Annotated in this window: 16 protein-coding genes; 5 read left to right on the top strand and 11 right to left on the bottom strand. The window is 64.5% G+C overall.

Annotation, left to right across the window (positions count from 1 at the left end; translation table 11 throughout):
* Positions 1-6: 6 nt before the first annotated feature.
* The 6 genes from CXY71_RS09460 to CXY71_RS09485 all read right to left on the bottom strand — a co-directional run bounded on the left by CXY71_RS09460 (position 7) and on the right by CXY71_RS09485 (position 5,854).
* The gene (locus CXY71_RS09460) at positions 7-333 is read right to left on the bottom strand and encodes a hypothetical protein (RefSeq protein ID WP_104135386.1); all 327 of its coding nucleotides are present in this window, start codon (positions 331-333) and stop codon (positions 7-9) included.
* A gap of 26 nt (positions 334-359) precedes the next feature.
* On the bottom strand, positions 360-1,574 hold the full coding sequence (dinB, locus tag CXY71_RS09465; protein WP_104135387.1) for a DNA polymerase IV: 1,215 nt from the start codon (positions 1,572-1,574) through the stop codon (positions 360-362).
* Between the two features lie 225 nt (positions 1,575-1,799).
* On the bottom strand, positions 1,800-2,600 hold the full coding sequence (locus CXY71_RS09470) for an ABC transporter permease (protein WP_104135388.1): 801 nt from the start codon (positions 2,598-2,600) through the stop codon (positions 1,800-1,802).
* A gap of 9 nt (positions 2,601-2,609) precedes the next feature.
* Entirely contained in the window at positions 2,610-3,533 is a 924-nt protein-coding gene (locus CXY71_RS09475) for an ABC transporter permease (RefSeq protein WP_104135389.1), read from the bottom strand.
* Between the two features lie 21 nt (positions 3,534-3,554).
* A complete protein-coding gene (locus CXY71_RS09480; protein WP_233198364.1) occupies positions 3,555-4,748 on the bottom strand; it encodes an ABC transporter substrate-binding protein in 1,194 nt (397 codons plus the stop codon).
* Between the two features lie 23 nt (positions 4,749-4,771).
* Positions 4,772-5,854, bottom strand: a complete 1,083-nt coding sequence (locus tag CXY71_RS09485; RefSeq protein ID WP_233198363.1) for an ABC transporter ATP-binding protein — start codon at positions 5,852-5,854, stop codon at positions 4,772-4,774.
* An 83-nt stretch (positions 5,855-5,937) separates the two neighbouring features.
* Between CXY71_RS09485 and CXY71_RS09490 the strand changes: the two genes are divergently transcribed.
* Together CXY71_RS09490 and CXY71_RS09495 are read left to right on the top strand one after the other, a co-directional pair.
* Positions 5,938-6,744, top strand: coding sequence for a FadR/GntR family transcriptional regulator (locus CXY71_RS09490; RefSeq protein WP_104135392.1), 807 nt, complete (start codon positions 5,938-5,940; stop codon positions 6,742-6,744).
* Positions 6,741-7,565: a cache domain-containing protein gene (locus CXY71_RS09495; protein ID WP_104135393.1), complete on the top strand. Its 825-nt coding sequence runs from the start codon at positions 6,741-6,743 to the stop codon at positions 7,563-7,565. Before CXY71_RS09490 ends, CXY71_RS09495 begins: the two co-directional genes overlap by 4 nt.
* Here the strand turns inward: CXY71_RS09495 and CXY71_RS09500 are convergent.
* Genes CXY71_RS09500 through gatC form a run of 5 tightly spaced genes read right to left on the bottom strand, consistent with a single transcriptional unit; the run spans position 7,526 to position 12,286 of the window.
* The gene (locus CXY71_RS09500; RefSeq protein WP_104135394.1) at positions 7,526-8,644 is read right to left on the bottom strand and encodes a VIT1/CCC1 transporter family protein; all 1,119 of its coding nucleotides are present in this window, start codon (positions 8,642-8,644) and stop codon (positions 7,526-7,528) included. The two genes, CXY71_RS09495 and CXY71_RS09500, sit on opposite strands and share 40 nt — an antisense overlap.
* Complete coding sequence (locus tag CXY71_RS09505; RefSeq protein WP_104135395.1) at positions 8,641-8,913, bottom strand: hypothetical protein; 273 nt, start codon at positions 8,911-8,913, stop codon at positions 8,641-8,643. The genes CXY71_RS09500 and CXY71_RS09505 overlap by 4 nt, the downstream gene beginning before the upstream one ends.
* A gap of 3 nt (positions 8,914-8,916) precedes the next feature.
* Complete coding sequence (gatB, locus tag CXY71_RS09510; RefSeq protein WP_104135396.1) at positions 8,917-10,440, bottom strand: Asp-tRNA(Asn)/Glu-tRNA(Gln) amidotransferase subunit GatB; 1,524 nt, start codon at positions 10,438-10,440, stop codon at positions 8,917-8,919.
* Positions 10,440-11,987, bottom strand: a complete 1,548-nt coding sequence (gene gatA / locus CXY71_RS09515; protein ID WP_104135397.1) for an Asp-tRNA(Asn)/Glu-tRNA(Gln) amidotransferase subunit GatA — start codon at positions 11,985-11,987, stop codon at positions 10,440-10,442. Before gatA ends, gatB begins: the two co-directional genes overlap by 1 nt.
* A 2-nt stretch (positions 11,988-11,989) precedes the next feature.
* Positions 11,990-12,286, bottom strand: a complete 297-nt coding sequence (gene gatC, locus CXY71_RS09520; protein ID WP_104135398.1) for an Asp-tRNA(Asn)/Glu-tRNA(Gln) amidotransferase subunit GatC — start codon at positions 12,284-12,286, stop codon at positions 11,990-11,992.
* Between the two features lie 255 nt (positions 12,287-12,541).
* Between gatC and CXY71_RS09525 the strand changes: the two genes are divergently transcribed.
* The 3 genes from CXY71_RS09525 (at position 12,542) to CXY71_RS09535 (ending at position 15,768) form a co-directional block, all read left to right on the top strand.
* A complete protein-coding gene (locus CXY71_RS09525) occupies positions 12,542-13,528 on the top strand; it encodes a zinc-binding dehydrogenase (RefSeq protein WP_104135399.1) in 987 nt (328 codons plus the stop codon).
* A gap of 39 nt (positions 13,529-13,567) precedes the next feature.
* Positions 13,568-14,389, top strand: coding sequence for an aldo/keto reductase (locus tag CXY71_RS09530; protein ID WP_104135400.1), 822 nt, complete (start codon positions 13,568-13,570; stop codon positions 14,387-14,389).
* A 236-nt stretch (positions 14,390-14,625) separates the two neighbouring features.
* Positions 14,626-15,768 (top strand): glutathione-independent formaldehyde dehydrogenase, encoded by a 1,143-nt coding sequence (locus CXY71_RS09535; RefSeq protein WP_104135401.1) that lies wholly within the window; start codon positions 14,626-14,628, stop codon positions 15,766-15,768.
* Positions 15,769-15,842: the final 74 nt, after the last annotated feature.

The following is a 15,842-nucleotide window of genomic DNA, read 5'->3' on the forward strand; positions in this document are numbered from 1 at the left end:
GTACGTCTACTTCTTTAGGGCTCTGATCACCCGGGCCAGGGCGCGACCGGCGACGATGAGAAATGGCACACCGACGGCGAGCAGGGCGATGACGTTCGGCTCAAACCGGGCTGTACCGCCCGACTTGACGTAGGCGCCGATCGGCAGTGACACGCCGCCGCCTCCCCCGCCGGAACCAGCTCCACCCTCACCGGCATCACCGCCTCCGAAGCCGTAGTAGGCGAGCGCGACAGGCACCAGGGTGACGCCATCAATCTGCACGGGTTCACCGTATGCCGACTTCACACCGGCGGAACGGAACGTTTCTGCGAGTTTTTCCGGGAGGCTGGTCATGCCAACAGGTTAGCGCGACTGAGACGTCAGGGGCGAGGTTTGAAGTGCGAGGCGGGCCGCACGGTTCCCACACCGAATCGCTCGGTCACGGTATCCACGGCCAGCTCCGCGCCGCGCCAGTCTTCGTCCGGGTCCCAGAGTCCGACCGAGCCAGATGCCGTGCCAAGCTGCTCTGCACGTACCCCGATCAGCCGCACCCGAATACCTGAGGCCGCCAGCAGGTCGAACGCGGCCACCGCCTCTTCGTAGATGCGCCGGCCCACATTGCTGGGTTCGGCGAGCGTGCGCGACCGGGTCACCGTGCTGAAGTCGGTGTAGCGCAGCTTGAGGGAGACACGCCGGGCCACGAGATCGCCCCGCCGCAGCCGCACCGCCACGAGAGCGCATTGCCGCAGCAATTCGCTGCGCAACCGGTCAACATCCGTCACATCGTGTTCAAAGGTCACCTCGTGGCCGATGCTCTTCTCCTCCCGCTCCAGCGTCACCGCGCGCGGGTCGCGACCCCAGGACAGGTCGAACAGTTTCTGACCGGATGCTTCCCCCAGCGCTTTGCGCAGCACCGCCAGTGGCGTGTGCGCGATATCTCCGATCAGTTTCAGGCCGAGTCGACTCAGCGCCTGCTCGGTGGCGGCCCCGACGCCCCACAGCGCGGCGACAGGCAGCGGATGCAGAAACTCGACCGTATCCTCGGCGGGAACGACGAGCAGTCCGTTGGGTTTGGCCAGGCCGGAGGCGAGTTTGGCGACGAACTTGGTGGAAGCCGCGCCCACCGAGCAGATAAGCCCGGTCTCGGCGAACACTCGCGCACGAATGATCTCACCGATCACGGCCGGTGAGCCGAATAGGTTGGTCGCGCCGGCCACGTCGAGAAAGGCCTCGTCGATGCCCAGCCGTTCCACCAGCGGGGTCACGTCATCGAAAATTCTCATGACCCGGGTGGAAAAGTCGCGATAGAGCCCGATGTGCGGCTCGAGCACGATGGCATTCGGGCATTGCCGCAGTGCGAGCACCATCGGCATAGCCGAGTTCACACCGTATTTGCGGGCAATGTAGTTCGCCGCCGTGACGACCGACCGGCCACCGCGGTGGCCAACGATCACCGGCAGGTTGACGTACTCGGGGTGCGACAGCAGCTCGACCGATACGAAGAACGCGTCGAGGTCGACGTGCAGCACGGTCGCCGAACGGTCGTCGACGTCGCCCGCCGACACCTGCCGTCCACTGCCATCCTGTCTACCCACCGAAGAACCCTAACCCGATCCTCCGCCTATCCACTACAACGAGAGCCAGATGCCCCTCCCTTGCCCCGTTATGGCCGTTCCTGGTGGCTAAGTCAGGAAATCCGGACGGGCGATCAGTTCGTGCCCCGAAAACACGTGGCGCCCGGTTGCCGGTGGTTCGCGTTTCCTGAATTAGCCCCCGGTGGCACGAGACGGCACGGCCTGACTCTTTCTCCGCGGGAACGGTTAGCGCACAACTTTCTCGGCGCCGGCGATGCGCTGCGCAAAGTAGATGGGAATGATCGAGACGAGCACGAGCACCACAGCGATGACGTTGACGACCGGGGCCTGGTTGGGTCGGAACAGGTTATCCAAAATCCACAACGGCAGGGTCTTCACGCTCGACCCGGCCGTGAACGTCGTCACGATGATCTCATCGAAGCTCAGGGCGAAGGCGAGCAGTCCCCCGGCGAACAGCGCCGAGCGCAATTGCGGAAAGGTGACCAGCCGAAACGTGGTCCAGATACCGGCGCCGAGATCGGAGGATGCGTCTTCGAGGCTGGTGCCGAGACGGCGCAGTCGGGCGATCACGTTGTTGAACACGGTCACGATGCAGAACGTGGCGTGAGCGATGATGAGCGTCAAAATCGACAGCTGTACGCCCAGGCCGGTGCGAAAGGCGTTGTTCAGTGCGATGCCGGTGACGATGCCGGGTAGCGCGATCGGCAGGATCACCAGCAGGCTAATGGCGTCCCGCCCGAAGAATTCGAAGCGCTGCAGTCCGAGGGAGATGAGGGTGCCGAGCACGAGCGCGACCGCCGTCGAGGCGAGCGCCACCTGCAGGCTGGTCAAGACCGCCTCGAGGGCACCCTCGCTCTGAAAGGCCTTTGCCCACCATTCCAGGGTGAAGCCCGGCGGCGGCCAGGTGAGATTCTTGCTGGTGCTGAACGAGTTCACGAACACCACGAGCAGCGGGAGGTAGATCAGGGCCAACACTACGGCCGTGATGGCCGCGAGCAGTCCACGTGCCGGTCGACTCAGACGCATGACAGGCTCCTACAGATTATTGAGCGCACCCGTGCGCCGCACGGCAGCCAGGTAGGCGAAGATGATCAGAATGGGAATGAGCGCGATTGCCGCAGCGAGCGGCAGATTGTTCGCCGCGCCCACATTGGTATAGACGAGGTTGCCGAGCATCTGATTGGCACCGCCGACGATATTCACGGTGATGTAGTCGCCGAGGGAGAGCGAGAAGCTGAAGATCGACCCGGCGATGATGGCCGGCCAGATCATCGGCAGCACCACCAGGCGCAGCGTCGACCAGGTGCCACCACCGAGATCAGCGGATGCTTCCAGCAGCGAATCCGGTACCCGCTCCAGGCCCGCATAAATCGGCAGAATCACGTACGGCAGCCAGAGATACGACAGCGTGATGATCGTCGCCGGCAGCCCGTAACCCGGGCTGTGCCCACCGAACGGCGACATCATCCATTCGAAGATGCCGCCCTGAGACAGCACCGAACGCCAGGCGTAGGCCTTGACGAGGTAGCTCGCCCAGAGCGGCATCAGAATGGCGATCACGAGGAGGCGTTGCGCGCGCGGGCTGGCCACCTTCGCCATGTAGAACGCGATCGGCAGGGCGATCACAATGTCGATGATCGTGACGAGCAGCGCCACACCGACCGTTCGCAGCGTCACAGTTTGATAGAGCGAACCGGTCAGCACCGCCACGATGTTGTCGACCGTCCAGGTCTGCGAGATCTGCCCGGTGAACGAATCAACGGTCCACAGAGCGGTGATCAACAGCGCGGCGAGGGCAGCGATGTAGACCAGCCCGAGCCAGAACAGGGGCGCGCTTAGTAGCAGAGACAGCCGCAAGCGCGAATGCCGACTGAGAAATACCGAGCCCTGCCGGGCGATGGTGCCCCGCGGCTGGGGCACCACCGCCCGACGGGGTGGCGCGGAAGCGTCAACCGTCATGGTCTACCTCTATTCGGGGCGCTAGCCCTTGATTTCCTGCCAGGCCGTGGTCCAGTCGGAGTAGTCGGTGCATTTCACGTTGGTGCGCCCATCGAGGCATTCAGCGATCGGCGTTGACCAGTACCAGATCTGCGCAGCGTACTCGGCATCGCCGGCGTGGTAACTCTCGCAGTGATCGGGGTTGACCGTGAAGTCGCAGGCACCGGCGTTGGAGGGCGCCTCACCGAAGTACTCGGTGGCCTGCGCGTTGGCCTCCGGACTCGCGATGTAGTCGAGCCAGGCGTAGGCGCAGTTGGGGCTCTTCGCGTTGGCGGCGATCATCCAGGTGTCCGACCAGCCGGTCGCGCCTTCATCGGGCAGCACGACCTCGGCCGGGGTGCCCTCGGCGAGCGAGTCGCGGATAACCTGCCAGGTGGTTCCGACGACGGTGTCGCCGGTCTCGAAGGCCTGCACCTCCTTGAGATAGTCCGACCAGTATTCGCCGATGTTCACGCGCTGATCCTTGAGCAGTTGAACGGATGCCGCCAGCTGCGTCTCGTCCAGAGCGTACGGGTTCTCAATTTTCAGTTCCGGCTGGTGCGTCATGAGGTAGACGGCGGCATCCGCTATGGAAATCGGCGAATCGTAGGCTGTCACAGCACCCTTATAGGCGGACGACTTGTCGAACACCACGTCCCAGGACGTTGGCGCCGGGGTCACGACCTCCGTGTTGTACATCAGCAGGTTGGCGCCGTAGCCGTGCGGAATGCCGTAGGAGACACCGTCGACACTGTTCCAGGACTGCATCTTTAGAAAGTCGAAGATGCCCTCATAGTTGGGAATGAGGTCGGTGTTGACGGGGGCGACATCACCGGCGGCCACGAGCCGCAGCGAGGCGTCACCGGAGGCAGCGACGACGTCGTAGTCACCGGTCTTCATGAGGCTGAACGCTTCGTCGGAAGTGCCGTAGGTTTTGCTCGTGACGGTGCAGCCGGTCTCGTCTTCGAACGCGCTCACCCAGTCAACCTCTGGGTCGTTGCTGCCGTCCTCGACGTAGCCCGGCCAGGCCAGCAGGGAGACGCTGCCCTCCAGCTCGCCGAGTTCGGTCTGAGCCTCGGTCGGTTCGGTCGCGCCGCCGCCCTGGCTGGTGCCGCAGGCGGTGAGGAGCAGTGCGGTAGTCAGGATCGCTACACCGGTGAGGGTGAGCGATGTTCGGCGTGCGGGGGTGCGTTTCATGACGTTCTCCATTCGTGAATCGGTCAGGGGTGGGAAGAGAGGGCAGGCTCGGCGAGGGTGACGATGTCGGAGCTGTTCCAGCCCACGGTGACCCGAGCGCCGCGTCCGTTTGTCGCCACACGATGCGCATCGTTTTGTTCGAGTACGACGACGCGCGTTCCGACGTCGAGATCGACGATGAGCTGGGTGCTGCTGCCGACGTAGATGACCTCCGCGAGAACGCCGGCCGCGGTGCGATCGGCGTTCAGGGGCAGGTTCTCGGTGGTCACGCTGATCTTCTCCGGACGCACCGAATGGGTGCCGTTTCGGCCAAGGAGCGCGCGAGAGATGTCGTCGTCGAAAATATTGGACGTGCCCACGAAAGCCGCGACGAAGGGCGAAGATGGTCGCTCGTAGATCTCGGCCGGCGTGCCGAGCTGCTCGATCCTGCCCTCGTTGAACACCGCGATGCGGTCGCTGAGGGTGAGCGCCTCCTGCTGATCGTGGGTGACGAAGATGAAGGTGATGCCGAGATTGCGCTGCAGTTCCTTAAGCTCGACCTGCATCTGCTCGCGCAGCTTGAGGTCGAGGGCACCAAGAGGTTCGTCCAGCAGCAACACCTTGGGTTGCACGACGGTCGCCCGTGCCAGGGCGACCCGCTGGCGTTGCCCGCCGGAGAGCTGGCTCGGCTTGCGATCGGCGAATCCACCGAGCCGCACGGTGTCGAGGGCCTGTCTGGCCTGCTCCTGCCTGGCCCGTTTGGCAACCCCACGCACCCGCAGCCCGTAGGCGACGTTATCGAGCACGCTCATGTGCGGAAACAGGGCGTAGTCCTGAAACACGGTATTGACATCGCGGTCAAACGGCGCCCGGTCGGTGACGTCCTGGCCGAGCAGCGAAATCGTACCGCTGGTGGGCTGTTCAAAGCCGGCGATCAGGCGCAACACCGTGGTTTTGCCCGAACCGGACGGTCCGAGCATGGAGAAGAATTCCCCCGCGACGATATCGAGGTCGACCCCGTCGACGGCGTTGACCGAGCCAAAACTCTTGGTCAGCCCGGTCAAGCGGATGGCGGGCTGCGCACCGGTCACGATATTTTCCTGCTCATAGAACGACTCCCTGCTCACTCACAGGCTAATCATATGGAGTTAGATGTCATAAAAGTGCGCCGTGATGTTACGGTCGGGTCACAACCTGAAATGAGCAGCCCATGCCGCAGTCCATCCGCGCCGGATCGGGAACCCGCGCGGCTATTTTTACCCCGCTTGACGGAGCCGGCCGGGCCGAACTGGTTTTGCAGCGCCTCACCGATGCCATCGTGCTCGGGGTGCTGCACGACGGTGAACGCCTGCCGAGCGAGGCCGAACTGGCCAGGCAGCTCGGCGTCGCCACGGTCACCGCCCGAGAAGCACTTGAGATTCTGCGTCGCAACAAGCTCGTGCACACCAAGCGCGGCCGCGACGGTGGCAGTTTTGTCACGTTCGCCGGGCGGGGCGCGAACGACCTTCAGGACGAACGGCTGCTGGCCTGGTCGCGGGTTCAAATGCGCGACCTCGGCGTGCACTATTCCGCGATCGCCGGTCTGGCCGCCGAACTCGCCGCCGACCGCGCCAGTGCGGCAGATATCGACAACCTCGAGCGCATTCTCGATCGCGCCGATGCCGGCACAGCGGATGCCGCGCGCCGCGGCCAGGGCACGTTTCGTCTCGAGGTGGCCGCGCTGAGCCAGTCCGCCCGACTGGTGCGCGAAGAACTGCGCTTGCAGGCCGAATTCGGCTCCCTGCTCTGGCTCAGCCTGCGCGACCCCCTCCGGCGGGAACGCTGCCGTGCGGTGCAACGCGAGACGGTCGCCGCCGTCGTCGCCGAGAACGGCGCTCGGGCCCGGCAGCTCACCGTGACCCAGATCACCGACTCCATCGAGTGGCTGATCGAGGCCAAGTCCATTCTGGAACAGGAAAGCGTGTCACAAATGCCAGCCAGAACAACGACACCGGAGCGCGAGGAGACCCGCTCATGACGTTCGAGTCGCTCATTCACAGCGATGCGCAAAGCTTCGCCAGCGTGTCCCGGATAGCGGCCGTCTTCGACCCCGTGTTCGCGCGCCTCGAGGGCTGGGCCGCGCGGGTCGAAGACTGCGCCAGCCAGCCCGACTGCGGCCAGACCACACTCGATCCCCTGATCGAAACCCTGGTCAGAACGGAACTCGCCGACTCCGATGGGATGGTGATCGGGGCCGGCTTCGTCTCCGCGCCGAGCTTCTTGGGTTGGCACCTGGCTTGGTGGCTGGGCGGGCAGAACCAGGCGGAGTCTGCGCTGCCGGCCACCGGCATCCATCATTTGGAAACGGTTGAAGATCCTCACGATGAGAGTTTCCGCGACTACACGGCGTTGGAATGGTGGCGGATTCCCGCCCAGACCGGGCGCCGGCACGTGACCGGGCCCTACGTGGACTATCTGTGCACCGACGAGTACACCCTCACGCTGACCCTGCCGGTCTACCGCGGCGGATCCGAGCTAATCGGCGTGGTCGGAATCGACCTGTCGGTGGATCAGATCGAGCGCGAACTCGTGCCGCGCCTGGGCGCAGGCGGTGTGCCGGTGACGGTCATCAACGCCAGCGCGCGGGTCGTCGTCTCGACCGACGTCCACCTCGCCACCGGCGCACTGCTGCGACTGCCGGGGCTGACCGAGCGCCTGCGCGACCGGGCACCGACACCGGCTCTCCTAGCCGACGGGGCACACACGTTCCGGTGGTGCGGCCAGACCGGACTCGCCGTCGTGGTCGGCCCGGCCGAGGGTCAGCCGATCGAGGTGCCGAAGACCAAGCCGAGCAGGTAGGTCACCGCGGCCGCGCCGAGGCCGATGACGAGCTGCCGCAGGGCACGCTTGAGCGGCGGCCCGCCGGAGAGCAGGCCGACGACGGCGCCGGTCGCGAGCAATGCCACGCCGACGAGCACGGTCGCCAGGATCATGGCTGGGTAGCCGCTCAGGCCGAACAAGTAGGGCAGCACGGGCAGCAGCGCTCCCGATGCGAAGAAGCAAAAGCTTGAGAGCGCCGCGCCAGTGCCCGTGCCGACAGCCTCGTGCTCGTCGGGCTCGGCGGGCTCGGCGATCGCGTTGGTGACCGCGGAAATCGGACCGGTTACCGCATACGCGGTGGCCAGCACTCCACGGGCATAGGTCTCGGCCTCGGCCTCGGACATGCCGCGAGCCCGGTAAACCAGGGTCAGCTCGTTGGCGGCGAGGTCGAGGTGCGAGAGCACGCTCTTGGCCGGTGCGGCCGGGGTGGATGCCTCGAGCAACTCCCGCTGGGACCGCACCGAGACATATTCGCCAGCGCCCATCGAGAGCGCCCCGGCCAACAATCCGGCAATCCCGGTGAACAGAATCGCCGCGGCCGGCACGCCGGTGGCGCCGATGCCGAGCACGAGGGCGAGGTTGCTGACTAGGCCGTCATTGACACCGAACACGGCAGCGCGAAAGGTGCCGGACAGGCGTTTGCGCCCGCGGGCGGCGAGGCCGCGCACGACCTCTTCGTGCACGGTCTCATCGGCCGCCATGGCGTTGGTCGCGTCAGCATCCGCGTCGTAGGGCGACCGGCCCTCGGCCCGTTGGGCAAGGGCGAGAACGAACACCGACCCGAACCGCCGTGCGAGCAGCCCCAAAAACCGGGTACGCAGCGCGCCACGACGCTGCGAGCCTACATCGCTGCCGAGCAGTTGCCGCCAGTGTTCTTCGTGCCGCCCCTCCGCCTCGGCGAGGGCGAGCAAAATTTGGCGCTCCTCACCAGCCCGACGGTTAGCGAGGTCGCGATACACGGCGGCCTCGGCCTGTTCGTCAGCCAGGTACTGCCGCCACCGACGGATGTCGCGGGTCGACGGGGCGCGCTCGCCCGGCTCTGGAGTGAGTGCATTCACGCCTCCGGCGCCGCTTCCAGGAAGCTCTGCGGGATGCGCGCGGAGTCGTGCGGGCCAGAGCCGTCGAGACCGAAGAATGGTTCCTCGAATCGAACGACCCAGAATTTTTCCCGCACGACGGTCGGTGCGTAGAGTCCGGCCCCCTCAGACTCCCCCGCCGCCACGATCACGCCGATCGGGTCGTCACTGAGAGACTCGGGATACCGGCTGCGATCGAGCCGCACGATGACCTGCACGCCCACTCCGAAAACAGCGCCCTGACCACTCATGCGTTACTCGATCGCCTGGGCGCGTTCGAGCACGAGTACGCGCACGCGCGCAGCATCCGCTTGCCCGTGCATGGCCTTCATGACCGCGCCGATCACTGCGCCAGCGGCCTGCGGCTTGCCGCCCCGAATCTTGGCGAGCACGTCGGGCTGGCCGAGCAGCGCGGCATCGATGGCGGCGATGAGGGGGCCATCGTCGGAGACCACGGCCAGGCCGCGGCTCTCGACGACCTCGACAGGGGTGCCTTCGCCGGCGATGACGCCCTCTAGCACCTGGCGGGCCAGGCGGTCGGTGAGGGTACCGGCTTCGACCAGCTGGATCAGCGCGGCGAGCTGCACCGGAGTGACGAGCGAGTCGGCCGCGACCCCGGCCACATTGGCGAGGCGGGCGATTTCACCAGTCCACCACTTGCGCGCAGCCTGAGCGGAGGCCCCGGCCGCGACCGTCGCCTCGACCGCGTCGAGAAGGTCTGAGTTCACGACGTCCTGAAACTCGAGGTTCACAAACCCCCACGCGGCTTGCAGGTGCTTGCGGCGGGCGGCGGGCGGCTCCGGCAGGGTGAGCCGCAGCTCTTCGACCCATTCGCGCGACGGCGCCATGGGCAGCAGGTCGGGCTCCGGAAAGTAGCGGTAGTCATCGGCGTCGCTCTTAGGCCGACCGGCGCTGGTGATGCCGGTGTCTTCGTGCCAGTGCCGAGTCTCCTGCGTGATGGTGCCGCCGCCGGACAACACGGCCGCCTGACGCTGGATCTCGTAGCGCACGGCGCGTTCGACCGAGCGCAGCGAGTTGACGTTCTTGGTCTCGGTGCGGGTGCCGAGCACGTTCGACCCGCGCGGGCGCAGGGAGACGTTGGCGTCGCAGCGCACGTTGCCCTCTTCCATCCGGGCGTTGGAGACGCCGAGCGCCTTGGCGATCTCGCGAATAGCCGCGACGTAGGTCTTGCCGATCTCGGGAGCGTCGTGTTCGGCGCCCTCGATCATCTGGGTGACAATCTCGACCAGCGGCACGCCGCCGCGGTTGTAGTCCACGAGTGAGTAGTCGGCGCCCTGGATGCGTCCAGTGGCGCCACCCATGTGGGTGAGCTTGCCGGCATCGTCTTCCATGTGGGCGCGTTCGATCTCGACAGTGACCAGGCGGCCGCTTTCGAGTTCGATCGTGATCGATCCGTCGTGGCAGATCGGGTCGTCGTACTGGCTGGTTTGAAAGTTCTTCGCCGTGTCGGGGTAGAAGTAGTTCTTGCGGGCGAATCGCGAGTGCTCCGCGATCTCACAACCCAACGCCAGCCCCAAGCGGATGCTGGATTCCAGTGCCTTCTTGTTCACCTGCGGCAGTCCGCCTGGCAGACCGAGGCAGGTCGGGCAGGTGTTCGTGTTGGCGCCGGAGCCGAACTCGTTGGCGCAGCCGCAGAACATTTTGGTCTTGGTGTTGAGTTCGACGTGCACCTCGAAGCCGAGCACCGGCTCGAACAGTTCGAGTGCGCGGTCAAAGTCCATCAATTCGGCCCGGTTCTTCTTTTCTGCGTTGGGCATCAGACGGCTCCCTCTTCACTGGCAAACATTTCGGTCGGGGTCAGGGCTGGGGCCTGGCTGAGCATGGTGTGTCCCCAGCTGGTTTCGAGCAGCTGCTCGATGGCGGCACCGACGGTATAGAGGCGGGCATCCGCTTTAGCAGGCGCCATGATCTGCAGGCCGACGGGGAGACCGTCTTCCGGCGCCAGTCCGATCGGGATACTCATTCCGGGCACTCCGGCAAGGTTTGCCGGGATGGTGGTCACGTCGTTGAGGTACATGGCCATCGGGTCGGCGAGCTTCTCGCCGAACTTGAAGGCGGTGGTCGGGGCACTCGGCGACATGAGTACGTCGACCTGACTGAATGCGGCCGCAAAATCACGCTGGATCAGCGTGCGCACCTTCTGCGCGCTGCCGTAGTAGGCGTCGTAGTAGCCGGCACTCAGGGCGTAGGTGCCAAGGATGATGCGGCGCTTGACCTCTGCACCGAAACCGGCCTCGCGGGTGGCGCTCATCACGTGCTCACTGGTGAGCGAGCCGTTCTTCGGGTTGACCCGGATACCGAAGCGCACCGAGTCGAAGCGGGCCAGGTTGCTCGACGCCTCGGCCGGCAGAATCAAGTAGTAGGCCGCGACGGCGTACTCGAAGTTCGGGGCGGACACCTCGGTGATCTCGGCGCCGGCGGCGGCGAGCAGCGCGAGGGTCTCGTTGAACCGCTGGGTGACGCCGGCCTGGAAGCCGTCGCCCGAGAGCTCTTTGATGACGCCGACACGCACGCCCTTGAGGGCACCGTCCTGCAGTCCTTCGCGGGCGGCGGCCGCCATCGATGGCCAGCTGTCGGTCAGTGAGGTGGAGTCGAGCGGGTCGTGTCCGCCGATGACGTCGTGCAGCAGGGCGGCGTCATAGACAGACCGGGAGACCGGGCCGACCTGGTCGAGGCTCGAGGCGAGAGCGATGGCACCGTAGCGGGAGACCCCACCGTAGGTGGGCTTGACGCCGACCGAGCCGGTGACGGCGGCGGGCTGACGAATGGACCCGCCGGTATCACTGCCGAGGGCGAGCGGCGCCTGGTAGGACGCGACGGCCGCGGCCGAGCCTCCGCCGGAGCCACCGGGGATGCGGTCGCGGTCCCAGGGGTTGCGGGTGACGCCATAAGCGGAGTGCTCGGTGGAGGACCCCATGGCGAATTCGTCCATGTTGGTCTTGCCGAGCAGAATCAGCCCGGCCGCACGCAGTCGGGCGACGACGGTCGCATCGTACGGCGGCACCCAGCCTTCCAGAATTCTGGACCCCGCGGTGGTCGGCATGTCCTGGGTGGCGAGCACGTCTTTGATCGCGATCGGAACACCAGCGAGCGGGTGCAGCGGTTCATCCGCAGCCCGGCGGGCATCGATCTTCGCGGCGTTGTTGAGGGCGGCGTCGCCGGCGACGTGCAGAAAAGCATGAAGGTCGGTGTCGACCGCCGTGATGTGGTCAAGGTGGGCGCGGGTCGCTTCGACGGCGCTGACCTGCTTGCTGACCAACAGTTCACTCAGCGCAGCGGCGGAGAGCTTGGTGAGATAGGGCATACTTACTCCTCGTCCAGGATAGCGGGCACGCGGAATTTGTCCCCCGCGCGATCGGGGGCACCGGACAGAGCCTGCTCAACCGTCAGCGAGGGCACGACGACGTCTTCGCGGAACACGTTGGTCAGCGGCATCGGGTGGCTCGTGGCCGGTGTATCGGCTGTGGCAACCTCAGACACTTTGGCAATCGAGTCGACGATCTGGCCGAGGTCACGGGTGAGACTGGTGATCTCGAGGGGGCTGAGGTCGATCCGAGCGAGGTATGCCAAATGGGCAACCTGCTCGGCCGTGATTTCAGACATGGTGCTCCGATACGCATTGGGGTGGATACTCCAATCCTATTCGCCAGGCGCCGCACGCCCGATCCGCCAACCGCACCAGGTGCGCACCCGCGCCTCTGGTGTAGTCCGTGTCCGCTGCCCGGTACCGGAACCGACACCGGGTGGCCCGCTTTCGCGTTGATCGAGTGACCTTCGGTATCGCCGACGACGAAAAAGAACCCTCCACGAAGCCAAAATTTCAGCGGGCAGTAACCGTTTCGTAGCACACTGGCAGATATGAGAGCCTTTGTTGTTGAGCAGAACCCGGGCGGATCCGTGCTTTCGATGCGGGATCTCCCGAGCCCTGAACCGAGCCCGCGTCAGGTGAAGATCCGTGTGCGGACTGCGTCGGTGAACCGTGCCGACCTGGGCCAGCGCGCGGGAACCCACCAGCCGATCAGCGCAGGCAGCGCTCCGGTCGTTGTGGGGCTGGATGCCGCGGGCGACGTCGTCAGTGTGGGAAGCGAGGTGAAGGGCGTTCACGTCGGGGACCGCATCATGACTACCGTCAGTGGAGGTTTGAGCGAGGAAGTCGTTGTCGACGCGGCGCTGGTTGTACCGATTCCGCCGGCGTGGACCTACGCGGAGGGTGCTGCTGCCATCCTCGGATTGATGACCGAGCACAATGCACTTCGCACTGCGGGTGGCCTTGAGCCGGGCGAAACGGTGCTCGTTCATGCAGCTGCCTCGTCGGTGGGGCTTCAGTGCGTCCAGCTGGCAAAGTACCTGGGCGCTGGACTGATCATTGCTACCGTTCGCACGGACCGGGCAACGGACCTGCTCCGTTCTCAGGGTGCCGATCACGTGGTCGAGGTCGGTGAGGCCGGTTTCGCAGATCGGGTTTTGGAACTGACGGATGGCCGCGGGGTCAACGTCATCATCGACCACGTTGGCGGTCCGTATCTTGCGGACAATATTCGCTGCGCAGCACTCCTGGGACGCCTGGTCGGTGTGGGGCGCCTCGGCGGTGCCCATGGTGATCTTGATCTGGAAGCACTGGCTTTTAAACGACTGAGCATCATCGGGGTCACCTTTCGCACCCGTGACGCTGCCGAAAAAACCGCCATCGTCGCCGCGCTGCGCTCCGAGGTCGACCCGGCTTTCGAAGCACTACGCCCTTTGATCGATCGGATCCTGCCCTGGACCGAAGTCCAACAGGCGCAAGATCTCATGGCCGCGAACTCGCACCTCGGCAAGATCGTTCTCAGCATTCTGAATACGTAAGCCAGACCGTCTGGAAATGCACACTCGGGAAGGAACTGCATGCGCGAAACCGACTTCTTCAACGGCGTTCGGGTGCCCGTCATCGGCCAGGGAACCTGGCATCTCGGTGAGGACGCCGCAAAACGAAAGAGCGAGGTGTCAGCCCTGCGGGCGGGGATCGACGCCGGCCTGACCGTGATCGACACCGCCGAAATGTATGGCGATGGTGCCTCGGAAGAACTGGTCGGCGAGGTCATCCGAGGCCAACGCGATGAGGTCGTCTTGGTCAGCAAGGTCTACCCACATAACGCGAGTCGCAGCGGCGTCGTCGCGGCGTGCGAGCGCAGCCTCCGCCGGCTCGAAACCGATCGGCTCGATGTCTATTTACTGCATTGGTCCGGCAGTTTTCCACTGTCCGAGACCGTTGACGGGTTCGAACACCTCCGTGCAGCGGGCAAGATACGAAGCTGGGGTTTATCGAATTTCGACCAAGATGACCTGGAGCGAGCACCAGGCGGATGCGCCACCAATCAGGTGCTCTACAACCTCGGCAGTCGGGGCATCGAGTTCGACCTCCTGCCTTGGCAACAACACCGGGGCATGCCACTCATGGCCTATTCGCCACTCGGTCAGGGACCGACCCTGCTTGCGCATCCACTACTGGCCGAAATCGGAGAGCGCCACGGCGTGACTGGTGCCCAGATCGCGCTCGCCTGGGTCATCCGGCAACCGGGTGTCATCGCGATCCCCAAGGCATCATCGCTCGAGCACGTGCAGCAGAATGTCGGCGCGGGCGCGGTAGTCCTCGATTCCGAGGATTGTCTGTCTCTGGATAACGCATTTCCGGCGCCCCGCAGCAAGCAACCACTCGATATTCTGTGACGCCGTCCACTCTTTCTTGAAGTGCACTCTGGCCAGGCGGAGTTCTCTAAATTTCGTCACCGCCCTGCCGGCTTCCCACGAGATGCACAGTGGCAGGTCACGTCCGATCGTGATATTAATGAGACATGCTCATTTTCTGCACAGCTTAAGGCTGTCGGATATTCATCCATTCAATACCTCCGAAAGTGAAGACGGACCTTCCGTCATACACGGTCAAAAATTCAGGGAGTGAAAAAATGAAAGCAGTCGTTTACAAGGGCCCCAATGAGGTCAATGTTGAAGAAGTTCCAGATGCCAAGATCGAACGTCCCACTGATGTTCTCGTACGCATTACGGCGACAAATATTTGCGGTTCAGATTTGCACATGTATGAGGGACGCACCGATTTCGCGGTTGGACGCACGTTTGGCCACGAGAACATGGGCGAGGTCATCGAGGTCGGTAACGGAGTCGATGCGGTCAAAGTCGGCGAGCACGTCGTACTGCCGTTCAATATTTCCTGCGGTTTTTGCAAGAATTGCGAACGCGGTTTCACCAACTATTGCATGACCACTCAACCGGACCCGATCGGTGCAGGCGCCGCCTACGGCTTCGCCGGAATGGGTCCGTACCCCGGCGGGCAGGCCCAAATGCTGCGCGTGCCCTATGGCGACAACAACTGCCTGCGCCTGGGTGAAGACGCAATAGAAAAGCAAAACGATTACGTCATGCTCTCGGACATCTTTCCTACCGGCTACCACGCTACAGAGATGGCCGGCGTTATCCCCGGGGACACAGTCGCGATTTACGGTGCGGGTCCGGTCGGGCTGATGGCTGCCCTGTCTGCGACAATCAAGGGTGCCAGTAAAGTCTGGGTCGTGGACCGACGCCCAGACCGGCTGGCTCTGGCCGAACAGATCGGCGCAATCGCCGTTGATGACTCAAAGACGGACCCGGTTCAGTTCGTTTTGGACCAGACCAAGGGTATCGGCGCGGACCGGGGTTGTGAATGCGTGGGCTATCAGTCCCACGACCCACAAGGCACCGAAGATCCCGCTATGACTCTGAACCGGCTGATTCAGTCCGTGCGCATCACCGGGGGCATCGGCGTTGTCGGCGTCTTCCTGCCGGCAGATCCCGGCGGCTTCGACGAGAACGCCAAGCGGGGCAAGATTGCCATTGACTACGGTCTGCAGTGGCTCAAAGGCCAGAGCATGGGCAGCGGCCAATGTCCGGTGAAAAAATACAATCGGCAATTGCGTGAGCTGATTGCCGGGGGCAAGGCCAAGCCATCCTGGATCGTTTCGCACGAGATCCCGCTCAGCGAAGCCCCCAATGCCTACAAGAACTTCGGGGACCGTAACAATGGATGGACCAAAGTCATCCTCAAGCCCGAATAGACCACTATTGAACGGCCTCGCCAAGGTGCGATCATCGCTCGGACTCGACCGTCGAGGGCGTGAACTCAAGTTCG

The sequence above is a fragment of the Cryobacterium sp. Y62 genome, from assembly GCF_002929785.1.
Classification (GTDB): Bacteria; Actinomycetota; Actinomycetes; order Actinomycetales; family Microbacteriaceae; genus Cryobacterium.